This is a genomic window from Dyella sp. GSA-30 (assembly GCF_027924605.1).
Classification (GTDB): domain Bacteria; phylum Pseudomonadota; class Gammaproteobacteria; order Xanthomonadales; family Rhodanobacteraceae; genus GSA-30.
Map to the genome: position 1 here is coordinate 1671779 of NZ_AP027042.1, position 19030 is coordinate 1690808.

Sequence of the window (19030 nt, forward strand, 5' to 3'; positions counted from 1 at the left end):
ACCCGTGCGCAAGGCGGATGTGAGTCAAGATCGGCAGCGTTACCTGGTCAAGTGCGGTAAGCCGTACGACCACTGCTATGCCTTGATTCCGCCGGCGACGCCCCGGGTGTTGCCGCAAAGCGCCGCCATGCATACGCAGTTGCAGAAAGCGCACGAGGCGCTTGGCAATCTGCGGTCGCGGGCCGCCATTCTTCCCAATGCCGATCTGATTACCCGTACATTGGCGCGGCGTGAGGCAGTCCAGAGTTCTCAGATCGAGGGGACCAAGACCAATCTGCCCGAGCTTCTGGAGTACGAGGCCACCTTGGGACAAGACGGCGCGCCACCCGATGTCACGGAGGTGGAGCGTTATGTCCATGCCTTGGCCATGGGTCAAAAGGTTTTGGATGGAGAGCAAGGGCGCCGTGCTATCAATATCGACCTGATCAAGGGTATGCATCGCGCGCTATTGGAAAAGGCGCCTGCACGCTTGAGGCCTGGCGACTACCGCGATTCGCAGGTCTGGATTGGTGGTGGCCGCATTGAAGACGCCACGTTCGTTCCACCCCCGCCCGAGGCCATCCCGGGATGCATGGAAGAGCTCGAAACCTCCATGCTCCAGTACGAGCCTCGAGAGGATGAATTCGGGACCATGTCGATCGTGGCGCAATTGGCGGTAGCGCACGCACAGTTCGAAACGATCCATCCGTTCTTTGATGGCAATGGTCGAATCGGCCGCTTGATCATGCCTTTGATGCTGGCGGCGGAGGGATACCCGCCACTGTACCTTTCCGGCTACCTGCTCCGGTATCGCCGTGCCTACTACGATGTATTGGCAAACGTGCAACTGCAGGGTCGCTGGGATGCATGGGTAACATTTCTTTGTGAGGCGGTTGTCCGCTCCGTCGAGACATCTATGGGGATAGCCAAAGACCTCAACGGCATCCACGATGAGTGGGTCAAGGCGCTGTCCGACGTAAAAGCGAATTCGGCAGTGCATCAGTTTCCTCGCCTGCTACTGGGTCGCCCAGTCATCTCGGTGACTCACGCAGCGGAGGTGTTGGGTATCTCCTTCGTCACTGCAAATAATGCTGTGAAGATCATGGTCGAGCGAGGCATCTTGTCTGAGCCGAAGGCCAGGCGAAATCGTGTTTTCCACGCGACGCGAATTCTGGAGCGCCTTGAGCGAGAATGACGTTAATCCAGCAAAAAAAAGTGATTCAGGACGAGTTGGATGGATCAGCTCTCCCCGACCACCAAAGTGAAACTCTGCAAGAAATGAAAATCCGTACGACGCAGCGCAAAGTCCGGATGATGTGGGTCGCATAAGCGCATCAATTCCTCGTAATCGCCGCCAGACAGATAGGGCTGTAACCGGGAGCCCCAGGTGTCGCGAAAAATCGCCTCCACGAGATAGTTCTCGTCTTCGGGGCGCACGGGTGCCAGTCGTTCGATCATGAAGGTGCGCGCACGCACATCTCTTAGCCCAGCTTTGCGTAGCAGGCCGACAATAGCGCGTACGGCGGTCAGATCGCGTTCGTCGAGTTGGTACCGGTCGCGGTAGTACTGGCGCACCGCTTCATTGACCAGACGCTCCAGTCTGGAATCCCACGCAAAGTACATGTCCGGCAATAGCGAGCTTTGGCCGAGTGCGATACGGCCACCCGGGCGAAGCAGGGCGGTCAGGGCATGGATGCCGGCCAACGGCGAGCGGAGATGGTTGATGACGTTGACCGACCAGATCAGATCGAAGCTTGCAGGGGCCAGGGGTGCATCCATGAGGTTTGCCTGGAGCACCAGGGCGCTATCTACCGGCGCAACAGCGCGGGCCGCTTTGACATGCTGTACGGCCAGATCGATGCCGACAACTGTGCCTTCGGGAGCTACCTCCGCGGCCAACCACCCCAGCGCCTCACCTGTGCCGCAGCCAGCGTCCAGAACGCGCATTCCCGGCTTCAGCGCAAGGCTTGCGATCGCCTCGCGAAGTTCCGGCGCGGCGAAGGCGTTGAAGCGACGGAGTTTCCCGGAGTAGTCGCGCGCGGCGGTGTCGCCAAGTAATCCGGAAGCGGTAGTCGAGCTATTCATGGGTCAGGCGACTGGACAGGAGTGCCGGCGAGATTAGCGCTTACGGCAGCGGAATGATTGGATCGGCGATAGGAAAGGCAGCGCCCGTTACAAAAAAAACGGCCGCTCAATAGCGGCCGCTCGTAGGAAACGCAAAGGCCAAGCGCTCAATCCTTGACGATACCGATCGTCCGCAGCCATGCATCGACCAGCGTAGGCCAGTGGGTAATCGGAAGCTCCGTCGGCCGCAACCCGAATGCATGCCCGCCGCGCGCGTACAGATGCATCTCCGTGGGCACATCGGCTTTCTTGAGCGCGGCAAAGTAAGCCAGCGATTGGTTGACGCCATCCACGTAGTCGTCTTCAGCCTGCAACAGGAACGTGGGCGGGGTTTCACGGGAGACCGTGATATTCGGATTGAACTTCCCCTCGTCAGTTACCAGATGCCCGGGATAAATGGCGACGGCAAAGTCCGGGCGGCTACTTTCCTTGTCGACCGCATCTATCGGTGCATAGGTGTGGCGTTTGAAGTTGGTACTTGTTTCTGCCACCAGATACCCGCCCGCCGAGAACCCGAGCACGCCGATCTTGTGTGGATCGATATGCCACTCCGCGGCGCGCGAACGGACCAGTCGCAATGCCCTCTGGGCGTCCTGCAGTGAGGGCATGGACAGGCCGAAATTGTGCGGGCGGCAATCGCATTTCCATTCATACGGTGTGCTTGGAACGCGATATTTCAGCAGCACGCATGTGATGCCTCTGGGTGCAAGCCAGTCGCAGACCTCCGTGCCCTCAAGATCCATGGCCAACCCCGCAAATCCACCGCCCGGGAACACGACGACCGCAGCGCCTGTATTCGTCCCGGTGGGGGCGTAGACCGTCATCGTGGGCTGGGACACGTTGGTGACTCCCGAGATCGTCTTGCCACCGATGAGTTTGTCGCCGGTATCGGTGTGCTCCGGGCCCGGCATGGGCTTGGGATCGGGTGGCACGCCGGGCCATAGCGGTATTTGCGTATGCCCTGGAGCGGGTTGCCAAACCGTTGTTTGCGCATATGCGCTCCCGCAGAGGGTCAGCAGGCACAGGGCTATGGTCCAAAGCTTCATGGCGCTTCTCCGTTCTGGCGCTCGGCCAAGATGGCATGATCAAGGAGGGAAGTCAGGTAGAACCCCTTTTCCATCCTGCAGGCCATCTCGGGCGACTGGCGGCCACTGCCATGGATTTTTTCGGGCAAACACCCAGGCGCCGGGACAAACGAAGCACACGCCTGTTTTCGAGCGTACTTCCGAATGAGATGATGCCGCCCTGACATTGGGTGGCGCAGCCATGAATAGCTCCGACGACGACTTCGATACCGACCATCCCTTCGACGAAGATGATACGTCGCTGGATGCCCAGGTCTGGCAGCTCCTGCTGTTGATCAACCCGGGCGACGACGACGCGGCGCTGCAGCAGTTCGCGGCCTACCGCGATGCGGTGGGCGATACGCATGAGGATGAGATCGACGTGGCGCAGGTCGTGGGGCAGGTGGCCGACTGGCGTGCGACCTTTCATGTGGATGCCGAAGACACGCATGCGCTGGTGCAGGCGATCGATGAACTGGGCGCGCGCTGGAATCTGGCGATCGACTGGAACGGCGATCCGGACGACGACGATTTCCATGCCCATGTCGATGCGGAGGAACTGCTCGCCGTCGCCTATGACAATCTTGCTCCACATGGCTACACCTTGTGGCTGCGAGATACCGATGATGAAAGCTTCGCCGGCTGGATGACGCTCAGTCGCGATGTCGAGCCGATGCGCGAGCTGGCCCGGGAGCTTGGTGTCCATCTACGCCTGGGTAGCGAGGCGGGTTGAATTAAACGAGCGACGGATCGCCTAGGGCTTCGTCTCCCGAAACTCAATCCACATGCCGCGTGCAAGCGTTGGCGGAACGAACAGACTCTTCCCGTCACTGGAAGTTATCTCAGGCGGGATGCCGAGACCGGCTGCGCGAAGCGAGCGCCTCACCTTGCCCAGATCGGATGTTTGGACCGTAACGCCAACGATGCGATGGCCGGGCACTACCTGATAGCTCATTGGTAGCAGACGTATCTCGCCTTGTTTGAAGCGCATGGTTTCAACGGACGTCTTCTTCGGCATGCGGGTCACGCTAGTTGCCGATGTCGCGCCGAGGCCACGAAAAAGACTGCGCTCCGCCACGAAATCCTTACCAACCATCCAGACAGCGAGCAGCCGTGTCGCGCCGTTGGGATGCTGAAAGTACCGGGGGAGATCGGTGGGCGAGTGGTTCAAGCCAGCAAAGAAGATATCTGGATGAGGCCCGTTCTCGGCTAGGGAGATCAACCCATCCTCCCGCGTGTATTGCAGTTGTGCTTTATCCAGCCATGCGGCAACGCGCTGAAGATCCGGAGCATAGAGCGCGAGGAAGGCAGGCCCGTCTCCTCGCGCCAGAAACGTGACATAGGAGGCAGTGATCGAGTCGACCGTGCGGGATGCGCTGATCAATTCGATTTCCGTTCCGTCCGGAAATTTCACGTGGTTGTTTTGAATGCCATCGTCGTGCAGGTGCCCGGGTTTGAGGACAAAGCCCAGACGGGCAAAGTCGGCCGAGGCCTCGCTCAGGTTCTTGACGGCAACCGGCACATGACTCAGGCCAGCGGCGGGCGGCGTTTCATTCGGCTCGGCACCTGTGTTCTGCGTACCGAATAGATAGCTCACAGCGAAGACAGAGCAAAGCAGAAGTCTGCGCATGAATGTTCCCCGAGAACCTGTCGATATGCCGATAGTGCTTTTGATGGATGGCTAAACGCGGGCGTGGATCTGTCAGTTTTGTGCTTGATCCCCGGTATTCAGAGCTTTGCCCCGGCGCGGCGGCGCGCACCAAACAAAAGGAGCCAGAAGCAGGTGCCGATCTCGCCTACAGCAGCGGGCATTCGTATGTAGTGTGCAATGGCGGTACTCGAATACTGAGCAAACAGGATGCTGCCAAACACCTCTACGACATAGCTGAAGCAGCCGAGCATCAGGAAGATTCCGAGGATTCTGGGTAGCAACCCGGACTTGAAGACCAGGTAGCCAAAAGGCAATAGCCATAGTCCCCAGAACAACTCCGTGATCCGTAGCTGGTTGTCATAGGCGTCGAAGGATTGCTTGACCAGCAACTCCAGCTGTCCCGGCGCAAAAGGCTGTTTGCGGACATCGCTTAACAGGTCCAACACGTCCAGCTGATGGCCCAGGCCAGCCAGCGCGATTGGGACACTGACAGCGACAAAGGCCGTCATGAGAACCGCAATCGGCTTGCTGACGGATTGCAAAAGGTAGAAGAGAGCCAGAGGCAGGAGCAGAAACGCCACCTGTTCGACCAGGGCGCTGGCAATACCCGCTCGAAACAGGAGCTCGGACGCAGCAATGCGATTGATTGTTGCGTGCATATCATCGGAGACGAGGATATGCGAGGGGACGTAGACCAGCCTGAATACCCCTGCGATGACGACGATGAGATACAAGAGGCCCGCCAATCGAGCGAGCTTGCTTTCGTGGCTCATCTGTTTTCCCCTTTTTTAGCTCACATCTGAATCTACCTGGAAACCATGCTTCACAATGGACATTATCCAGGCCGCTGGGCTTTAGCGTGTGCCATAAGACATCGGCCGGTATGATCCAGGGCGGCAAGGGGGAGCAATTTGTTGAGGGAATAAGGGGTTCGATAGATGGCCGAGTTAGTCGATCAGGAACAACCCATAGTCGATGCGGAATTTCGCCAGTTCGAGACGCTCTTTTGCCGCTCGCTGCCGGACTCATTCCGATTGCATTATTTGCGCGACAACGGCGGCTCCCCTTTGGAGGACGATGTCGAGGCGGGGCGTTGGGGACTGCCCGTTCATGGCTTCAACCCGATCAAGTACGGGACGCTGACCATCGAAACACTAGTCGAAGACTATGGCGATATCACGCCGAGCGATCACGATGTCGGCACGTGGGCCAGGTCGACGTTTGTTCCCTTCGCCTATGACGCCGGTGGCCACGCCATCTTTATGTCGTTGCGCGATTCGGACTATGGCTACATTTATCTTTATGATCCGGACAATGGTGCCATCTTTCTGATCGAGCGGTCCTTTGAGATGTTTCGAGCGCAGCTCTATGAGGCTACGACGGAGTAGATCCAAGCAGTAGGTGTTGCTCTTCGGTGGAGGAATCTGGCTGCTTTGTACGCGCCTCTAGTGTTTCCTTGCCGCATGGACAGTGATCGGCATGAAAGAAGAAGCGCCAAGGATATACGTCACCCATTCGAGCGGGGGTGCCTATGCCGCTCAGTGAACGCCTGCTCAATTGCCCGATGTACACAGATGATGATCATGAAGTTTTCTGCGCCAGTGATTGGTTGAAGATGCTCGATTTATCAATGGATGACATATTCTGTTTGGTGCTCCAGGCCATGAAAAGAGAGTTGGGTAGTGATGCCTTCGAAATCCCCTCGCTGAATGAAGGTTCGAGCCAGTGAATGTTTCAGCTGAGCCGCAACGAAGCACGCGTGGTTGGAGAACAGTGGGATGCATGATCGTCGGCTTGTTTGCTTCAGTGTTCCTGACCGTACTCGCCATGCTGCCCGGCTTACCTTTCTCGGATGCAGCTAGAACCATAGCTCCCGTATTCACAACGGCGCTGGCTACCTTTGGGGTTGTTCTGGTTACTATTCGCGACGCTGGCGGTTGGAAACGGGTCGGTAAACTTCGAGTAGCACTCGTTGGATTGCTTAGTGCGTTGATTATCGGAGTTGGATCCCATCTGTCTGCGCTACTAGGCGTCGTCCTTTTCTACTACCTGCCATAACTGTTGCGCAGGGGTGCATGCCCCCACAGATGGGGCTGGTCACCGGTGCTAAAGTTCACCACCTAACTTTAAGCACTGCGGAGCGGATCAAAGCATGAACACTCAAGCCACTTATCCGATTGGCAACCCCGGTACGCGATGGGGGCCAGCCGAGGTGTCCGAATGGTTGTCACGGCAAAAACGCCAGCGGAGCTACGAGGCGGACGTCTTGAGCAAGATTGAGGCACTGCGATCGCGCTTTGACGTTGTGCAGTACGGCAGCCTGAATTACCACCCCGACAGTTATCCGCTGATGGCGATCAAGAGCCGCCAATGGAACGACGAGTTACCCATCGTGCTGGTAACGGGTGGCGTGCACGGTTACGAAACCAGCGGCGTGCACGGGGCCTTGCAGTTTGTCGATCAACACGCCGCGGCTTATGAAGGGCGGGTCAATCTGATCGTTGCGCCTTGCGTCAGCCCGTGGGCTTACGAACGGATTCATCGCTGGAACGCACAGGCGCTGGATCCGAACCGCTCGTTCCGCGATAGCAGTCCTGCGCAGGAATCGGCAGCGCTGATGGGGTTGGTCGCACCTTTCCGTGATCGTGTGCTGGTGCATATCGATTTACACGAAACCACCGACACCGACGAATCCGAGTTTCGTCCGGCCTTGGCCGCGCGCGATGGATTGAGCTACGAGCCGGGCGAGATCCCTGATGGGTTCTACCTGGTGGGCGATACCGAGAACCCGCAACCGGCATTCCAGAGCGCCGTGATCGAGGCGGTGGCCAAGGTCACCCATATTGCTCCGGCTGATGCCAAGGGCGAAATCATTGGTTCGCCGGTCGTGGGGCCAGGCATCATCAACTACGCGCTAAGAAAGCTCGGCCTTTGTGCCGGTATGACCCATGCTCGCTACACCACTACTACCGAGGTTTATCCCGATAGCCCGCGTGCTACGCCGGAGCAATGCAATGCGGCGCAGGTGGCGGCGGTTTGTGCGGCTATCGATTTTGCTTTGGGTGCGTGAGGGGCAACGTTTGTACATGAATCTTGAGGCGCTTTGATCGAGCGATATCGGAATTTCTCGAAAAGCTAACCTACTCGTCATCCCGGCGCAGGCCGGGATCCAGCGACTTTGCAATCGGTTGTCGCGAAAGCCATCGAGCGTTTGCTCTAGTGCGAAAACCGGAAACCGAAGCCACTGGATCCCGGCCTGCGCCGGGATGACGATGGGTGTGAGGATTTCTAGCTGACGTGATCGTTGCCGCCAACTGTCAGCTTAGCCACCACCAAACAACGCAAGCGCCTGCTCGTTGAAGCCATTGACGAAGTCATGCTCGCCCGGCCCCACGTTGGCACGGAACGGCTTGGCCGCTTCAACCACATTCTCGTCCGCGTCCGTGCCAAGAATTGCCATCGTTTCGGCGATGAACTCATCCAACGGCATGGCCAGTTCGGCTTCCTCGCTGTTCATGAGTTCGGTGCGTACCCAAGGTGGCGCGATCTCGATGACGCGAACACCGGTATGGCGGAGCATGAAGCGTTGCGACAGGGCGTAGGAGTGAAGTGCTGCCTTGGTCGATGAATAAACGCCGGTAACGGCCAGCGGCACAAACGCAACTACCGAACTCGTGTACGCCACAATCCCGTTGTGCTTGGTCTTCAGGTGTTCGATCAACGCCGATGTCATGCGGATCGGCCCGAGCAGGTTTGTGCTGATGGTCGAGGTCAGCAGTGCCTCGTCGATCTTTCCGGCGACGGTGTCGGGCTCCATGATGCCGGCGTTGTTGATGAGGACGTTAAGTTCGGGGTGATCGGCAATCAACGTCGCCGCTGCGCGCTCGATGCTAGCCGGGTCGGTGATGTCGAGCTCGATCGCTTCCATGCCTGGGTTGGCTGCGATCGCTTCATCGAGACGGTGACGCCGCCGGCCAGCGATGATGACCTTGTTGCCGAGCCTATGCAGCGCTTCGGCGAGTGCGCGGCCGATACCGGAGCCGCCGCCGGTAATAAAGACAGTGTTGCCAGTGAGCTTCATGGGAGTTCTCTTTGGGATTGGTTCGGGCTTCCCGCTTTCAGTGCGGATGACACGATGTGTCCGGCCGCAATAGGCGCTAGGAAATCACAATGGTGATCACAATTGAGTTTTGGCAGTGTGATATCGTCCATGCCGCAAGTCAATGGTGATTACCATTGTGAGTTGAAGTAAAAAGCGAACAGGGCGTTGCTCAGGAGTCGGAATATGGGCGTTTCAAAGCAGCAAGCTATTGAAAATAAACAAGCTATCGTCGCTGCTGCGGCAAAGCTATTCCGCGATCGGGGGGTGGCCGCTGTGGGGCTGGCCGAACTGACCAAGGCTGCGGGTTTCACTCAGGGGGGCTTCTACAACCACTTCAAATCGAAAGATGCCCTGGTCGCCACCGTCATGGGCGACGCTATGGATGGCGCTGCAGCCCAATTCGTCGCCAGCGTCGAAGCAGCCCATGCGGAGGCGGCCGATCCGCTTCGGCGGCGAATCGAGTGGTATCTCTCTTCCGAGCACCGCGCTGATATCGAGGAAGGCTGCCCGATCAGCGGGTTTGCCGGTGATATCCGGCGATTAAGCACCCAGGCGCAGCAATCTTATGCGCAAGGTCTGGCGCGAAATTTCGAACAGCTGGCGAGCGTGATCGACGGCGAAAATTCACATGAAAAGCGAAAAGCCGCTATCGCGCTTTTCAGTCAGATGGTGGGGGCGCTGCTGCTTTCGCGCGCCGTCGTCGAGGCAGATCCCGCTCTCGCTGATGAAATACTGGAGGATGGACGGCAGGCAGTTGGCGCCGGTTTTGTATCCTCGGTCGCATAAATCACGACGACATCTGTTGTGCCTGGATTCGCTGCGCCATCTTTCTGGTGTCGATGGTCGACGGCTTGTTGGCAAAGCCCTTCACGGTGATTGATTCGACGGTAGGTGCGACCTCGACTGGCTCATCGAAATAAAGCCATACCTGCTCGAGTCCTTCGTCTTTCGTGTATATCTCCACGCCCGGGTACAGTCTGATCGTGCCGGACTGTTTGAAACCCATGTCGGCCAGGTCGGTCTCGGCTTTCTTTAAGGTGAGTGGACCGACATAGCTTCGTGTAGCGACTTTGAAGATGGAGCGCGCTATCTGTCTATTGGAGTTCAAGTACTGATAGGTTTCCCAATTGAGGTGTCGGCCATCGTCATGCTCGATCTCCAGTCTGACCGACAACCCATCCTTTGCGCCTTCGTAGGCATAAAGATCGGTCTTGCCCAAGGTGGTTTTGTCCGCGAATGTAAATGCCAGCGACCGTTCAAGGACGCTGCTTTCGAGGTAACCGGAGTTTGATGCAAGGCAAGGTTTGAGTGCCTCCCACACCTGCGAAAGACCGGTTCCCGCGTTCTCGCAAACGTCGCCTCGACAGGTCGGATTTTCGGGGCTGCCTGATTCATCCATGCAGGCCCGTCGGACCCATGGATTGGCTGTAGAAGCAGCGCACCAAAAAAGCAGCATGCAGATGCCAGCGGCTCGAGCGGTCAAAACCATCGATCGTTTCGTCATGAGTCTGCTTCCATGGGGGCGGCTTGCCATTTCATATGTTGACCGAAATATTGCCATGAGTCGGCGGTACTTGGCCCGCCATCCGGGCAGTTGACTACCGCGCTGGAGCTGCGCACCATGCGTCGTCGGACAGTGACGTCCACAAGGGGAAACATATGCGGATATATATACTCGGCGCCGTACTGATCGTGCTGGCGGGGTGGAGCTATATGCATGCGCGGCAATTGAGCGACAGCGCCATTGCCGACTTCTACGTTATGGACAGCAAGACGACCGCCGAACTCGACGTGAAGGCATCATGCGCGCTCGTAGCCGATGACTTTCATGGAACCTCTGTCTCGCAAGTGCGCGGCGAGTCGGTACGCCAGGAGCTGGACAAGGCCAAGTATTGCGATGACATGCAAAGGTCCATCGCGCGGCTGCGCGAGGCGGCCGAAGCTGCGCATGTGCCGTTGAATGTGAGCTACAACAACCAGCAAAACAACGTGGCGTTTGCCCCGGATCATCGCAGCGCAACGGTCGATGTGACCTACCAGTTCGATATCGGTCGCCTGCATATCAGCGGCAAGCGCACGGATCAGCTGGTCAAGCGCGATGGCAAGGTGCTGCTGGTGCAACAGGACGACCACAGTGAAGTGTCTTTGGTGATGCGCTGATCCCGCGACCCGGTTGAGATCGATGGAAAGCATTCAATTCAGCAGCGAAGAAAAGGCCCTGATTGTCAGGAAAATTCAGCTGTATTTCTCTGAAGAACTTCAGCAGAAAATCGGCGGCTTCGATGCGGAGTTTCTGCTGGATTTCTTCGGCAAGGAGATCGGCGTCTATTTCTACAATCGCGGCCTTTACGACGCACAAGCGGCGCTGGCCGCGAAGCTGGATGACATCCACGATGCCATCCATCAGTTGGAAAAGCCGACGGACTTCAGCAGATAGCGTCAGGGAATCAAACGTTCCTGACGCAGCCGATCGAACACATCGAAGAACGCCTGGTCGCTGGGCTGGTAATCGAGAAAGCCCAGGCGTCGGCTCTTGGACATATCGGTCACCACTTCGATCGGGCGGCCCAGGTCGGCATCGGTATGCCAGGGCGAAACGAGACGATGGATATCCGGTTCGGCGAGCTGCTTTTGACCGGCCATATCGCGCCAGATCGTTGCATCGTTTGCCATCTGCTGTTCCAGCGGACGAACGACACCATCGAATGGCGCCGGTTCGATATCGAACCATTCGGCGATGCGGCTCCACATCCAACTCCAGCGGAAGACATCGCCATTGACGATATTGAATGCTTCGTTAGCCGCGGCCGGCGTCGTGGAGGCCCATAGCAGGTGCCGGGCAAGCAGGCGTGCGTCGGTCATATCGGTGAGACTGTTCCATTGCACGGCCGAACCGGGGAATTGAAACGGGCGCCCGGTAGCTCGGCAGATGGATGCATAAACCGCCAGTGTCGTCGCCATGTTCATGGCATTGCCGACGGCGACGCCGGTGATGGTGTGCGGCCGGTGTACGCTCCAGTGATAACCATCGCGTGCCGCAGCCGCAAATACCTCGTCTTCCTGGGCGTAATAGAAATTGTCGATATTCAGTCGACCTTGTTCTTCGCGAAACGGCGTTTGCGGCAACGTGCCTTTGCCGTAGGCTTCGAACGGTCCCAGATAGTGTTTAAGCCCCGTGACCAGCGCGACATGTTTGACGCTGCCGGCGTCGCCAACGGCATCCAGGACATGACGCACCATCGCTGCGTTGACCCGGATGTTTTCTGCTTCCGATGCCTGACGCGACCATGTCGTGATGTAGACATGCGACGGCGCGACGCCCGCTAGCGCGCGCCGGGTCGAATTGTCGTCGAGCAGATCGGCCGATATCGGTGTAACACCGGCGCGCGCCGTGGGACGGCGCGCGAGGCCAGCAACCTGCCAGCCCTTGTCGACCAGCAGTTGCGCCATGGCGCTGCCGACGATGCCGGTCGATCCAACAATCAGTGCCTTGTTCATGGATGTCTCTGGAAAAAGCCAATGGGCAGCACCATAGATGCAGTTCATGGCCAATCCAAGTCGGCACAAAATGGTAACCACCCTATGAAGCCCGGTACGCCGGACGACCAGTGGCGCGAGGATTGCGCGCCGCGGCGCGTCCTGGAAATCTTCGCCACCAAGTGGACCAGCATGATCCTGCACGCGCTGTATGCGCAGCACGCAGGAAGTGCCAGGACAGGTGTGCTCCATCGGAGCTTGCCGGGTATATCCCAGAAAATGCTGACGCAGACGCTACGAGAGCTTGAGGAAAGTGGCCTGGTGAGCCGGCATGTGCACGACACGGTCCCGCCGGGTGTCGATTACACGCTTACCGAACTGGGTCAGCTGATGATTCAGCCGATCGAATGGCTTTACGACTGGGCGCGAGCGAATGAGTCGGCTCTGGACGCCTTGAAGCCAAGGAGCACGTCGCGGCGACGCTGATCGTGCGACAGGAAGGCGATCGTTCGCCTTCCCGCCTCAGGGGAATAACGCCCGCCTTACTCGGCGTCTTCTTCCTCTTCGTCTTCGTCGAAGGTTTCCAGCTCTTCTACGCGCACGAAGTTCTCCGCTTCGTCGGCAAAGTCGATCAGCTTGCCGTCCGCGCACATGGGACGAACATCACGGCGCTTGACGCCGTCCTCGATCGATTCGACGAGCGCAAAGCAGACGATCGGCTCGGCACTTTCCTCGCCGTCCATTTCATAGACGGCAACCCAGCCGTCGGCGGGCATGATCTGGATGATGGTTTCTTGGTCGGACATGGCTTTTCCCGGTTGGACTAAACGGTCTAGCTTGACCGGGGCCTTGGACGACTGCAAGCGCGATTCACATCAACTGAATCCATTCAGCGCTGTTGAGTCAGGACTTCTCGCGCTCCGAAATAAATCCAGCTGCCTGCTACGAACGTCCTTCGTCGCTGACCTCGACGACTTCGCTATTGTCGAGATAGGACTTGATGGTGGCTTCATCAGTCGATGCGCTTCCAGACCGATATCGGTATGTCGCCGTTCGGTCGCGGTGTCACGCGGTAACTCAGGACATTGTCCTTGAATTCGTAGTGCCGGCTCTGCTGTTGGCCTTCCCAATTGGGGAATGACGCGCCCTGGATGTGAAAGACCAGCGTGCCGCTGGTCGAGTCCACGCTGATTGTGCCGAAGTGCGTGCTCGAACCCATGACGACGGCCTTGTATTCGCCATCGGTTCCTTTCGCTTTGTCACCCTCGGCGAACTGCGGGCGCTCGGCTTTGAAGATCTGCAAGGAATAGCGGCCCTTGCTGTCGATCAGCAGCAAGCCGCTTGGCTTGGCACCGAAGTCGCGTGCGACGGAGCCGTCCGGGTGCTGCACGTCGGCGGCAACCAGGGTCCAGGTTCCGGCCAGTGACAGCGGGGGTGCTGCCTGATCGGCAAGCGCCGATGACGTCCACAGTGAGCAGGCCGATACCAGCAGGGCGAGGACGTTACGTGCCGTGCGAGCTTTCATGGCGTGTTTTCCTTTGATGAGTGGGCCGGTCAGGGATTTCGATGGTAGGCTCTGCCTATAGATAAGAAAATCCGATAATTTAAAACTAATCGATTAGAAAATCTAAAGCGATGAGCCTGCCCAATCTCGATATGGATGCCCTGCGGACCCTGGTCGCGATCCTGCAACTGGGCAGCCTGCATCGCGCCGCGGAGCGTGTGGGTCGTTCGCAGTCCGCGGTGAGCCAGCAGATGAGGAAGCTGGAAAACCAGTTGGGTGAGCCGTTGTTTCGCAAGCGTGGGCGGCATGTGGTGCTCACGGAAACCGGTGAGCTGGTGCATTCCTATGCACGCCGCATGCTCGATCTCAATGATGAAGCGGTCCGCGCCGTTCGAGGCGCGTCGGTGGAAGGCGTGGTGCGTTTCGGCCTGCCTGGCGATTTCGCCGAGAGTTGGTTGCCGGCGACGCTGGGGCAGTTCAAGAAGGCGCATCCTGCCGTTCGGGTGGATGTCTCGGTGGAGCGCAATGGCCTGCTGCTCGAGCGTCTGGACAAGGGCGAGCTCGACCTTGTCTTGGTCATGGGTTATGCGAGCCGATCCGATGCCGAACCTATGGCGACCTTGCCGATGGCATGGATCGGGCCCGTCGAATCGGAGCTGGTCTTGCGGCCGAATGTTCCCATCGATCTGGCGCTGTACGAATCGCCGTGTTTCTTTCGTCGTGCGGGCACGGAGGCGCTGGACAAGGCGTCCATTTCCTGGCGACTGGCGTACACCACGTCGAGTCTGCAGAGCCTTTGGGCAGGCGTGGCGGCGGGTCTCGGGATTACCTTGCGGACGACGGCCGGCTTACCGCCGTCACTGATGCGCCTGGATGAAAAGCATGGCTTGCCGCCATTGCCCAGTGTCGAGCTTTGTCTGCATACGGGGCAGGGTGAAATGACGCCGGCGCTTGCGCAACTCAAGCGGATGGTGATCGATCATGCGAGCGAGCATTTGGGCGTGTAGAAAAAAGTCATCCTGAGTTTTCTAAAACTCCTTTCCTAATCTGTCATCCCGGCGCAGGCCGGGACCCAGTGACGTTGTGATCGGTTGTCGCGAGGGCCTGCAAAAGTGGGCTCTATCGCGAAAACTGAAAACCAATGTCACTGGGTCCCGGCCTGCGCCGGGATGACGGGTAGGAAGGTTTTTCCTAGACTCGAAGCCCCAACGCCGCCGCCGTCACATCCACATATTTCAACCCGGCGCCCGTATTGAACAGCACCACCCGATCCGACGCCTTGAGCACGCCGGTATTCAACAACTGTGTATACGCGGCGGTGGCCGCGGCCCCTTCGGGCGATAGAAAGATCCCTTCATGGGCGGCCCAGTCGCGCAAGGACGCAAAGATGTCCTCGTCCGACACCGCAACGGCCATACCGCCGGATGCCTTGAGGATGTCCAGGATGATGTAGTCGCCATACGCCTTGGGCACGCGCAGGCCGGACGCGGCGGTCTCGGGGTTTTGCCACATCTGGCTGGCAGCGGCGCCCTGGTCGAATGCCTGCACCACCGGTGCGCATCCACTGGACTGAATAGCGAACATGCGCGGTCGCTTGCCCGGTTTGACCCAACCCAGTTGCTCCAGTTCGTCGAACGCCTTCCACATGCCGATAAGACCCACGCCGCCACCGGTGGGATAGAACACGGCATCGGGGTACTCCCAACCCAACTGCTCGACCAGTTCGTAACCCATGGTCTTCTTGCCTTCCACGCGGAAGGGTTCTTTCAAGGTGGAAATATCGAACCAGCCTTCGCTTTGTTTGCGTTCGCCTACGATGCGCGCGCAATCGGAGATGACTCCATCGACCAGGGTGACGTGCGCACCATAGGCCGTGGCTTCGACGTAGTTCGCAAGCGGCACGTCCTGCGGCATGAAAATGTGCGCTTCGATATCCGCGGCGGCCGCGTAAGCGGCGAGTGCACCCGCAGCGTTGCCTGCGGATGGCACGGCCAGTTTGCGCAGCCCATAGTGACGCGCCATGGTCACCGCCAGGGAAAGACCACGTGCCTTGAACGAACCGGTGGGGTTGGCGCCTTCTTCCTTGAGCCACAGCCCGGTATGGCGCTTGCTGCGCAACATCGGTGTCCAGCCTTCGCCCAGGCTGATCGGTGCCGCGTCGGGTAGCACAGCGCGATAGCGCCACATGCCGCTCCATGGCGTGCCGGCCTGTTCGCCGACGACATCCTGGGGCGAGCTGCCGTGCAAATGCGATAGGTCGTAGCGCACGTACAGCGCACCAGCAGGTGCGTCGGGACACTGTGTGCACAGCGTTTGCGGCGTATCGGCCGAAAGCCGTGCATGACAACGGGAGCATTCGAGATAGGCGATGGCAGGCATGGGAACTCGTCAGTGCGAAGGTGTGGGGACATCAGGACGCGATATCGATATCGGGTAAGGCTTGAATCTGCTTTTCCCAGCGCGCGACCACGGCGGCGGTCACCGCGTTGCCAAGGATGTTGGTCGCCGAGCGTCCCATATCGAGCACATGATCGACCGCCAACACCAGCGCCACGCCGCTATCCGGAAGTTTGAAGTAGTGCAGGGTGATGGCGATCACCGCGATGGCGGCACGTGGCACGCCCGCGACGCCTTTGGTGGTCACGATAAGCAGGCCAAACAAGGTGAGCTGTTGCCCCAACGACAAGTCGATACCGTACGCCTGCGCGATAAACAGGATCGCGAAGCTGCAATACATCATCGCCCCGTCCAGGTTGAACGAGTAGCCCAGCGGCAACACGAAACTGGCGATACGCTGAGGGATGCCGAAAGCGACCAGCTTTTCCAGCAAACGTGGATAAGCCGCTTCCGACGACGAGGTTGCGAACGCAAGCAGTACAGGTTGGCGAACGCTGCCAAGCAAGCGCAGGCTGCGCGGCCCGACGATCAAAACCAGGGCGGCGATCAATAGCGCCCACAGTATGGCCAGCGACACATAAAACCCGCCGACAAAGCGTGCATACGTTCCTACCATGCCAATGCCATGAACGCAGACGGCGGCTGCCAGTGCGGCGAAGATGGCGAGGGGTGCGGCTTTCATCACGTAGTCGGTAACCTTGAACATGATGGCGGCCAGTTGTTCGACAGCCTCCACGAACGGCAGCACCTTGTCTTTGAGTGCGGCGGCAGCACTGCCGACAAAGATCGAGAACACCACGATCTGCAGAATCTCGTTGCCGGCCATCGCCTCGACAATGGAGCGCGGGATCAGATGTGTCATGAAATCCGCAAACGTAAAGCCGGCCTGGTCAGCCAGCGAGCCTGGCGATGCAAGAGGCAGATGCAGCGACGCGCCCGGCTGCAGCCAGTGGCCCATCAATAGCCCGATGGTCAGCGACAGGCAGGACGCACCGAGAAACCACGCGAGCGCCTTGATGCCGATGCGGCCGATCTCGCCGACGCCGCCCATGCGTGCAATGGCCGGTACCAGCGATGCGAACACCAGTGGCGCGATGATCATCTTGATCAGGCGCAGGAACGCATCGGTAACGATGGAAAGGTCGGCGGCGACGTCGATATTCTGTTGCGGCGTCAGCGCGTGGTTGCACAGCCAGCCCAGCGCAATGCCAAGCACCGTGGCTGCGATAAGCAGGGCTGTGAACCAACGCTGTTTGGCCGGCATCGGCTATATGTACCAGTTCGATCGCTCGGCCGCGTGAAGCGCCCCCGCACTTCAGGACTTCAGTTCGGCCTTGAGTTCGGCGACCTGCTCGGGGAACCAGGGACCGTTTTCCTTCAGCACCGCCGTGACCAATTGTTCCGCGTCGTTCTGGCGGTGCAGGGTCTTCAGCGCTTGCACCTGGTAGCCGGTAACCGTGAGGCGGTTTACGCCATAGGCCTTGTCCGCCGCCTGGGCCAGCCAGGGCAGGGCGGCTTCGGGCCGGTTCGATTCCAGCAGGCTGCGGCCATAGCGGTAGGCGTAGACATAGTCGTCGGGGTAGGCGGCGATCAGCTTGCGCTGATAGGCATCCAGTTCGTCGGAGCGCTTGGCGCGAAGCAGGTAGACGCGCAGGTTGTCGGCGAGATTGCGATCGCTGGTGAGATTGTCGCCCAAGGCATGGCGGGTCGTGTCGATGGCGCGATCGAGCAGGGCGTTCTCGGCGTTGGCATCACCGGTGGCGGCATCCAGATCGGCGCTGGCGATCACGGCGCTGCGCTGGTCGGCGCAGTTGGGGGTTGCCGTAAAGATCTGCGTATCGAGATAAGCATCCGTGGCTTTGCGCTGTGTGGCGAGCACGCTACGGCGCTGCGCGTCGGGCAGTTTTTCGCTTGCGTGTAGCAGATCGAGCAACACGTAAGGGCGGCTGCAACCCGGGTCACCGGCCAGTACCTTCTGCGCACTGGCCAGGATCGCGGCGTTGTCTTTCCCGGCCTTGGCCTGAGCGAGGTGCAGCTGCTCCAGCGACGTAACGGCACGAGCGTTCCCGCTGGCGGCCGTGCGCACATTCGCTGGCAGCTGGGCATACCAGGTAAGCCCGGTGGCGCTGTCGTTGCGCGCCTTAAACACGTCGAGCGCCGCAATGAGAGCGTCGGTCGAGCCGTGTGCGGCCTTGTCCTTGAGCGGCTCCAAGGCATCGCTGCCGGACAGGATGGCGTTGACCCGGGGATAGAACTTCTGCCGCGGTTGCTCGGCCAGGATGCGGCCCTGCTCGTTGCCGTGCTCGTCCAGCACGACATAGCTCGGCAGCGCGGTGATCTTGAGCTTGTCCATCCATTGGCGGCCATCGGGCGAATCGGCATCGGCCTCGATCACGATGGCCTTGCGCTCCACTGCCTGCCAGTCGGACCCGTTCAGGACGTGGCTGGCCATGTAGTAGCAGGAGTAGCACCACACCGCATGGAAATCGACCAGCACCGGGCGATGCTGTTGCGCGGCCTGTTTCAGTGCATCGGCGATGGTGGCCGGTGCGGCGGTATCGGCGGCGTAGGCCGGAGTCAGCAAGAGGAACAGGGCGCTGGCGAGAAGCTTCTTCATGGAGGATCCGGGGGCAATCTGTCGACGTGGCCTGGCGATCGTGACGTCGTCGTCGATCGCCCGGCGGTATCGAATAAACCTAGCACGCAGGTTTAGCCGTCCAGATGTCCATCGC

At 59.2% G+C, this 19030-nt stretch carries 22 protein-coding genes; 10 read left to right on the forward strand and 12 right to left on the reverse strand.

The window, feature by feature from the left end; all coding sequences use genetic code 11:
* The first annotated feature begins 4 nt into the window (after positions 1-4).
* Entirely contained in the window at positions 5-1174 is a 1170-nt protein-coding gene (locus QMG46_RS07350) for a Fic family protein (protein WP_281851839.1), read from the forward strand.
* Positions 1175-1218: 44 nt separating this feature from the next.
* Here QMG46_RS07350 and QMG46_RS07355 read toward each other — a convergent pair whose 3' ends face one another.
* Entirely contained in the window at positions 1219-2064 is an 846-nt protein-coding gene (locus QMG46_RS07355; protein ID WP_281851840.1) for a class I SAM-dependent methyltransferase, read from the reverse strand.
* Between the two features lie 146 nt (positions 2065-2210).
* Positions 2211-3134, reverse strand: coding sequence for an alpha/beta hydrolase (locus QMG46_RS07360; protein ID WP_281852834.1), 924 nt, complete (start codon positions 3132-3134; stop codon positions 2211-2213).
* A 235-nt stretch (positions 3135-3369) separates the two neighbouring features.
* On the opposite strand from QMG46_RS07360, the gene QMG46_RS07365 reads away from it, so the two are divergent.
* Positions 3370-3900, forward strand: a complete 531-nt coding sequence (locus tag QMG46_RS07365; RefSeq protein WP_281851841.1) for a DUF6630 family protein — start codon at positions 3370-3372, stop codon at positions 3898-3900.
* 21 nt (positions 3901-3921) lie between these two features.
* On the opposite strand, the gene QMG46_RS07370 is transcribed toward QMG46_RS07365, so the two are convergent.
* Together QMG46_RS07370 and QMG46_RS07375 are read right to left on the reverse strand one after the other, a co-directional pair.
* Entirely contained in the window at positions 3922-4797 is an 876-nt protein-coding gene (locus QMG46_RS07370) for a VOC family protein (RefSeq protein WP_281851842.1), read from the reverse strand.
* 98 nt (positions 4798-4895) lie between these two features.
* Positions 4896-5591 (reverse strand): DUF4386 domain-containing protein, encoded by a 696-nt coding sequence (locus QMG46_RS07375; protein ID WP_281851843.1) that lies wholly within the window; start codon positions 5589-5591, stop codon positions 4896-4898.
* 165 nt (positions 5592-5756) lie between these two features.
* Here QMG46_RS07375 and QMG46_RS07380 point away from each other — a divergent pair, with 165 nt between their 5' ends.
* The 3 genes from QMG46_RS07380 to QMG46_RS07390 all read left to right on the forward strand — a co-directional run bounded on the left by QMG46_RS07380 (position 5757) and on the right by QMG46_RS07390 (position 7888).
* Entirely contained in the window at positions 5757-6206 is a 450-nt protein-coding gene (locus QMG46_RS07380) for an SMI1/KNR4 family protein (RefSeq protein WP_281851844.1), read from the forward strand.
* Between the two features lie 143 nt (positions 6207-6349).
* Complete coding sequence (locus QMG46_RS07385) at positions 6350-6547, forward strand: hypothetical protein (RefSeq protein WP_281851845.1); 198 nt, start codon at positions 6350-6352, stop codon at positions 6545-6547.
* 423 nt (positions 6548-6970) lie between these two features.
* Positions 6971-7888 (forward strand): M14 family metallopeptidase, encoded by a 918-nt coding sequence (locus QMG46_RS07390; RefSeq protein WP_281851846.1) that lies wholly within the window; start codon positions 6971-6973, stop codon positions 7886-7888.
* A gap of 252 nt (positions 7889-8140) precedes the next feature.
* Here QMG46_RS07390 and QMG46_RS07395 read toward each other — a convergent pair whose 3' ends face one another.
* Positions 8141-8899, reverse strand: a complete 759-nt coding sequence (locus QMG46_RS07395) for an SDR family oxidoreductase (RefSeq protein ID WP_281851847.1) — start codon at positions 8897-8899, stop codon at positions 8141-8143.
* A 204-nt stretch (positions 8900-9103) separates the two neighbouring features.
* On the opposite strand from QMG46_RS07395, the gene QMG46_RS07400 reads away from it, so the two are divergent.
* Positions 9104-9706 carry a TetR/AcrR family transcriptional regulator gene (locus tag QMG46_RS07400; protein WP_281851848.1) on the forward strand — a complete coding sequence of 201 codons (603 nt, stop codon included), beginning with the start codon at positions 9104-9106 and terminating at the stop codon, positions 9704-9706.
* Position 9707: 1 nt separating this feature from the next.
* Here the strand turns inward: QMG46_RS07400 and QMG46_RS07405 are convergent, their stop codons facing one another.
* Positions 9708-10424: a hypothetical protein gene (locus tag QMG46_RS07405; protein WP_281851849.1), complete on the reverse strand. Its 717-nt coding sequence runs from the start codon at positions 10422-10424 to the stop codon at positions 9708-9710.
* 155 nt (positions 10425-10579) lie between these two features.
* On the opposite strand from QMG46_RS07405, the gene QMG46_RS07410 reads away from it, so the two are divergent.
* Positions 10580-11080: a hypothetical protein gene (locus QMG46_RS07410; protein ID WP_281851850.1), complete on the forward strand. Its 501-nt coding sequence runs from the start codon at positions 10580-10582 to the stop codon at positions 11078-11080.
* 22 nt (positions 11081-11102) lie between these two features.
* Positions 11103-11357: a DUF2164 domain-containing protein gene (locus tag QMG46_RS07415; RefSeq protein ID WP_281851851.1), complete on the forward strand. Its 255-nt coding sequence runs from the start codon at positions 11103-11105 to the stop codon at positions 11355-11357.
* 2 nt (positions 11358-11359) lie between these two features.
* Here QMG46_RS07415 and QMG46_RS07420 read toward each other — a convergent pair whose 3' ends face one another.
* The gene (locus tag QMG46_RS07420; RefSeq protein WP_281851852.1) at positions 11360-12418 is read right to left on the reverse strand and encodes an SDR family oxidoreductase; all 1059 of its coding nucleotides are present in this window, start codon (positions 12416-12418) and stop codon (positions 11360-11362) included.
* Between the two features lie 84 nt (positions 12419-12502).
* On the opposite strand from QMG46_RS07420, the gene QMG46_RS07425 reads away from it, so the two are divergent.
* A complete protein-coding gene (locus QMG46_RS07425) occupies positions 12503-12883 on the forward strand; it encodes a winged helix-turn-helix transcriptional regulator (protein ID WP_281851853.1) in 381 nt (126 codons plus the stop codon).
* A 56-nt stretch (positions 12884-12939) separates the two neighbouring features.
* Here the strand turns inward: QMG46_RS07425 and QMG46_RS07430 are convergent, their stop codons facing one another.
* Together QMG46_RS07430 and QMG46_RS07435 are read right to left on the reverse strand one after the other, a co-directional pair.
* Complete coding sequence (locus QMG46_RS07430) at positions 12940-13203, reverse strand: hypothetical protein (protein ID WP_281851854.1); 264 nt, start codon at positions 13201-13203, stop codon at positions 12940-12942.
* A gap of 206 nt (positions 13204-13409) precedes the next feature.
* Positions 13410-13922, reverse strand: coding sequence for a lipocalin-like domain-containing protein (locus tag QMG46_RS07435; RefSeq protein ID WP_281851855.1), 513 nt, complete (start codon positions 13920-13922; stop codon positions 13410-13412).
* Positions 13923-14032: 110 nt separating this feature from the next.
* Here QMG46_RS07435 and QMG46_RS07440 point away from each other — a divergent pair, with 110 nt between their 5' ends.
* Entirely contained in the window at positions 14033-14908 is an 876-nt protein-coding gene (locus QMG46_RS07440; RefSeq protein WP_281851856.1) for a LysR substrate-binding domain-containing protein, read from the forward strand.
* Positions 14909-15092: 184 nt separating this feature from the next.
* Here the strand turns inward: QMG46_RS07440 and QMG46_RS07445 are convergent, their stop codons facing one another.
* From QMG46_RS07445 to QMG46_RS07455, 3 genes are read right to left on the reverse strand one after another with little or no spacing between them, the layout of a single operon-like run.
* Positions 15093-16280 carry a threonine synthase gene (locus QMG46_RS07445; protein WP_281851857.1) on the reverse strand — a complete coding sequence of 396 codons (1188 nt, stop codon included), beginning with the start codon at positions 16278-16280 and terminating at the stop codon, positions 15093-15095.
* Positions 16281-16311: 31 nt separating this feature from the next.
* The gene (locus tag QMG46_RS07450) at positions 16312-17562 is read right to left on the reverse strand and encodes a dicarboxylate/amino acid:cation symporter (RefSeq protein ID WP_281851858.1); all 1251 of its coding nucleotides are present in this window, start codon (positions 17560-17562) and stop codon (positions 16312-16314) included.
* 51 nt (positions 17563-17613) lie between these two features.
* The gene (locus QMG46_RS07455) at positions 17614-18915 is read right to left on the reverse strand and encodes a thioredoxin family protein (RefSeq protein ID WP_281851859.1); all 1302 of its coding nucleotides are present in this window, start codon (positions 18913-18915) and stop codon (positions 17614-17616) included.
* Positions 18916-19030 lie beyond the last annotated feature (115 nt).

What these genes read in the sequence shown, in the direction of transcription:
- QMG46_RS07355 (WP_281851840.1), bottom strand. Translation starts at nt 2,064, where the DNA reads ATGAATAGCTCGACTACCGCTTCCGGATTACTTGGCGACACCGCCGCG.
- QMG46_RS07365 (WP_281851841.1), top strand. Translation starts at nt 3,370, where the DNA reads ATGAATAGCTCCGACGACGACTTCGATACCGACCATCCCTTCGACGAA.
- QMG46_RS07370 (WP_281851842.1), bottom strand. Translation starts at nt 4,797, where the DNA reads ATGCGCAGACTTCTGCTTTGCTCTGTCTTCGCTGTGAGCTATCTATTC.
- QMG46_RS07375 (WP_281851843.1), bottom strand. Translation starts at nt 5,591, where the DNA reads ATGAGCCACGAAAGCAAGCTCGCTCGATTGGCGGGCCTCTTGTATCTC.
- QMG46_RS07380 (WP_281851844.1), top strand. Translation starts at nt 5,757, where the DNA reads ATGGCCGAGTTAGTCGATCAGGAACAACCCATAGTCGATGCGGAATTT.
- QMG46_RS07385 (WP_281851845.1), top strand. Translation starts at nt 6,350, where the DNA reads ATGCCGCTCAGTGAACGCCTGCTCAATTGCCCGATGTACACAGATGAT.
- QMG46_RS07390 (WP_281851846.1), top strand. Translation starts at nt 6,971, where the DNA reads ATGAACACTCAAGCCACTTATCCGATTGGCAACCCCGGTACGCGATGG.
- QMG46_RS07395 (WP_281851847.1), bottom strand. Translation starts at nt 8,899, where the DNA reads ATGAAGCTCACTGGCAACACTGTCTTTATTACCGGCGGCGGCTCCGGT.
- QMG46_RS07400 (WP_281851848.1), top strand. Translation starts at nt 9,104, where the DNA reads ATGGGCGTTTCAAAGCAGCAAGCTATTGAAAATAAACAAGCTATCGTC.
- QMG46_RS07405 (WP_281851849.1), bottom strand. Translation starts at nt 10,424, where the DNA reads ATGACGAAACGATCGATGGTTTTGACCGCTCGAGCCGCTGGCATCTGC.
- QMG46_RS07410 (WP_281851850.1), top strand. Translation starts at nt 10,580, where the DNA reads ATGCGGATATATATACTCGGCGCCGTACTGATCGTGCTGGCGGGGTGG.
- QMG46_RS07415 (WP_281851851.1), top strand. Translation starts at nt 11,103, where the DNA reads ATGGAAAGCATTCAATTCAGCAGCGAAGAAAAGGCCCTGATTGTCAGG.
- QMG46_RS07420 (WP_281851852.1), bottom strand. Translation starts at nt 12,418, where the DNA reads ATGAACAAGGCACTGATTGTTGGATCGACCGGCATCGTCGGCAGCGCC.
- QMG46_RS07425 (WP_281851853.1), top strand. Translation starts at nt 12,503, where the DNA reads ATGAAGCCCGGTACGCCGGACGACCAGTGGCGCGAGGATTGCGCGCCG.
- QMG46_RS07430 (WP_281851854.1), bottom strand. Translation starts at nt 13,203, where the DNA reads ATGTCCGACCAAGAAACCATCATCCAGATCATGCCCGCCGACGGCTGG.
- QMG46_RS07435 (WP_281851855.1), bottom strand. Translation starts at nt 13,922, where the DNA reads ATGAAAGCTCGCACGGCACGTAACGTCCTCGCCCTGCTGGTATCGGCC.
- QMG46_RS07440 (WP_281851856.1), top strand. Translation starts at nt 14,033, where the DNA reads ATGAGCCTGCCCAATCTCGATATGGATGCCCTGCGGACCCTGGTCGCG.
- QMG46_RS07445 (WP_281851857.1), bottom strand. Translation starts at nt 16,280, where the DNA reads ATGCCTGCCATCGCCTATCTCGAATGCTCCCGTTGTCATGCACGGCTT.
- QMG46_RS07450 (WP_281851858.1), bottom strand. Translation starts at nt 17,562, where the DNA reads ATGCCGGCCAAACAGCGTTGGTTCACAGCCCTGCTTATCGCAGCCACG.
- QMG46_RS07455 (WP_281851859.1), bottom strand. Translation starts at nt 18,915, where the DNA reads ATGAAGAAGCTTCTCGCCAGCGCCCTGTTCCTCTTGCTGACTCCGGCC.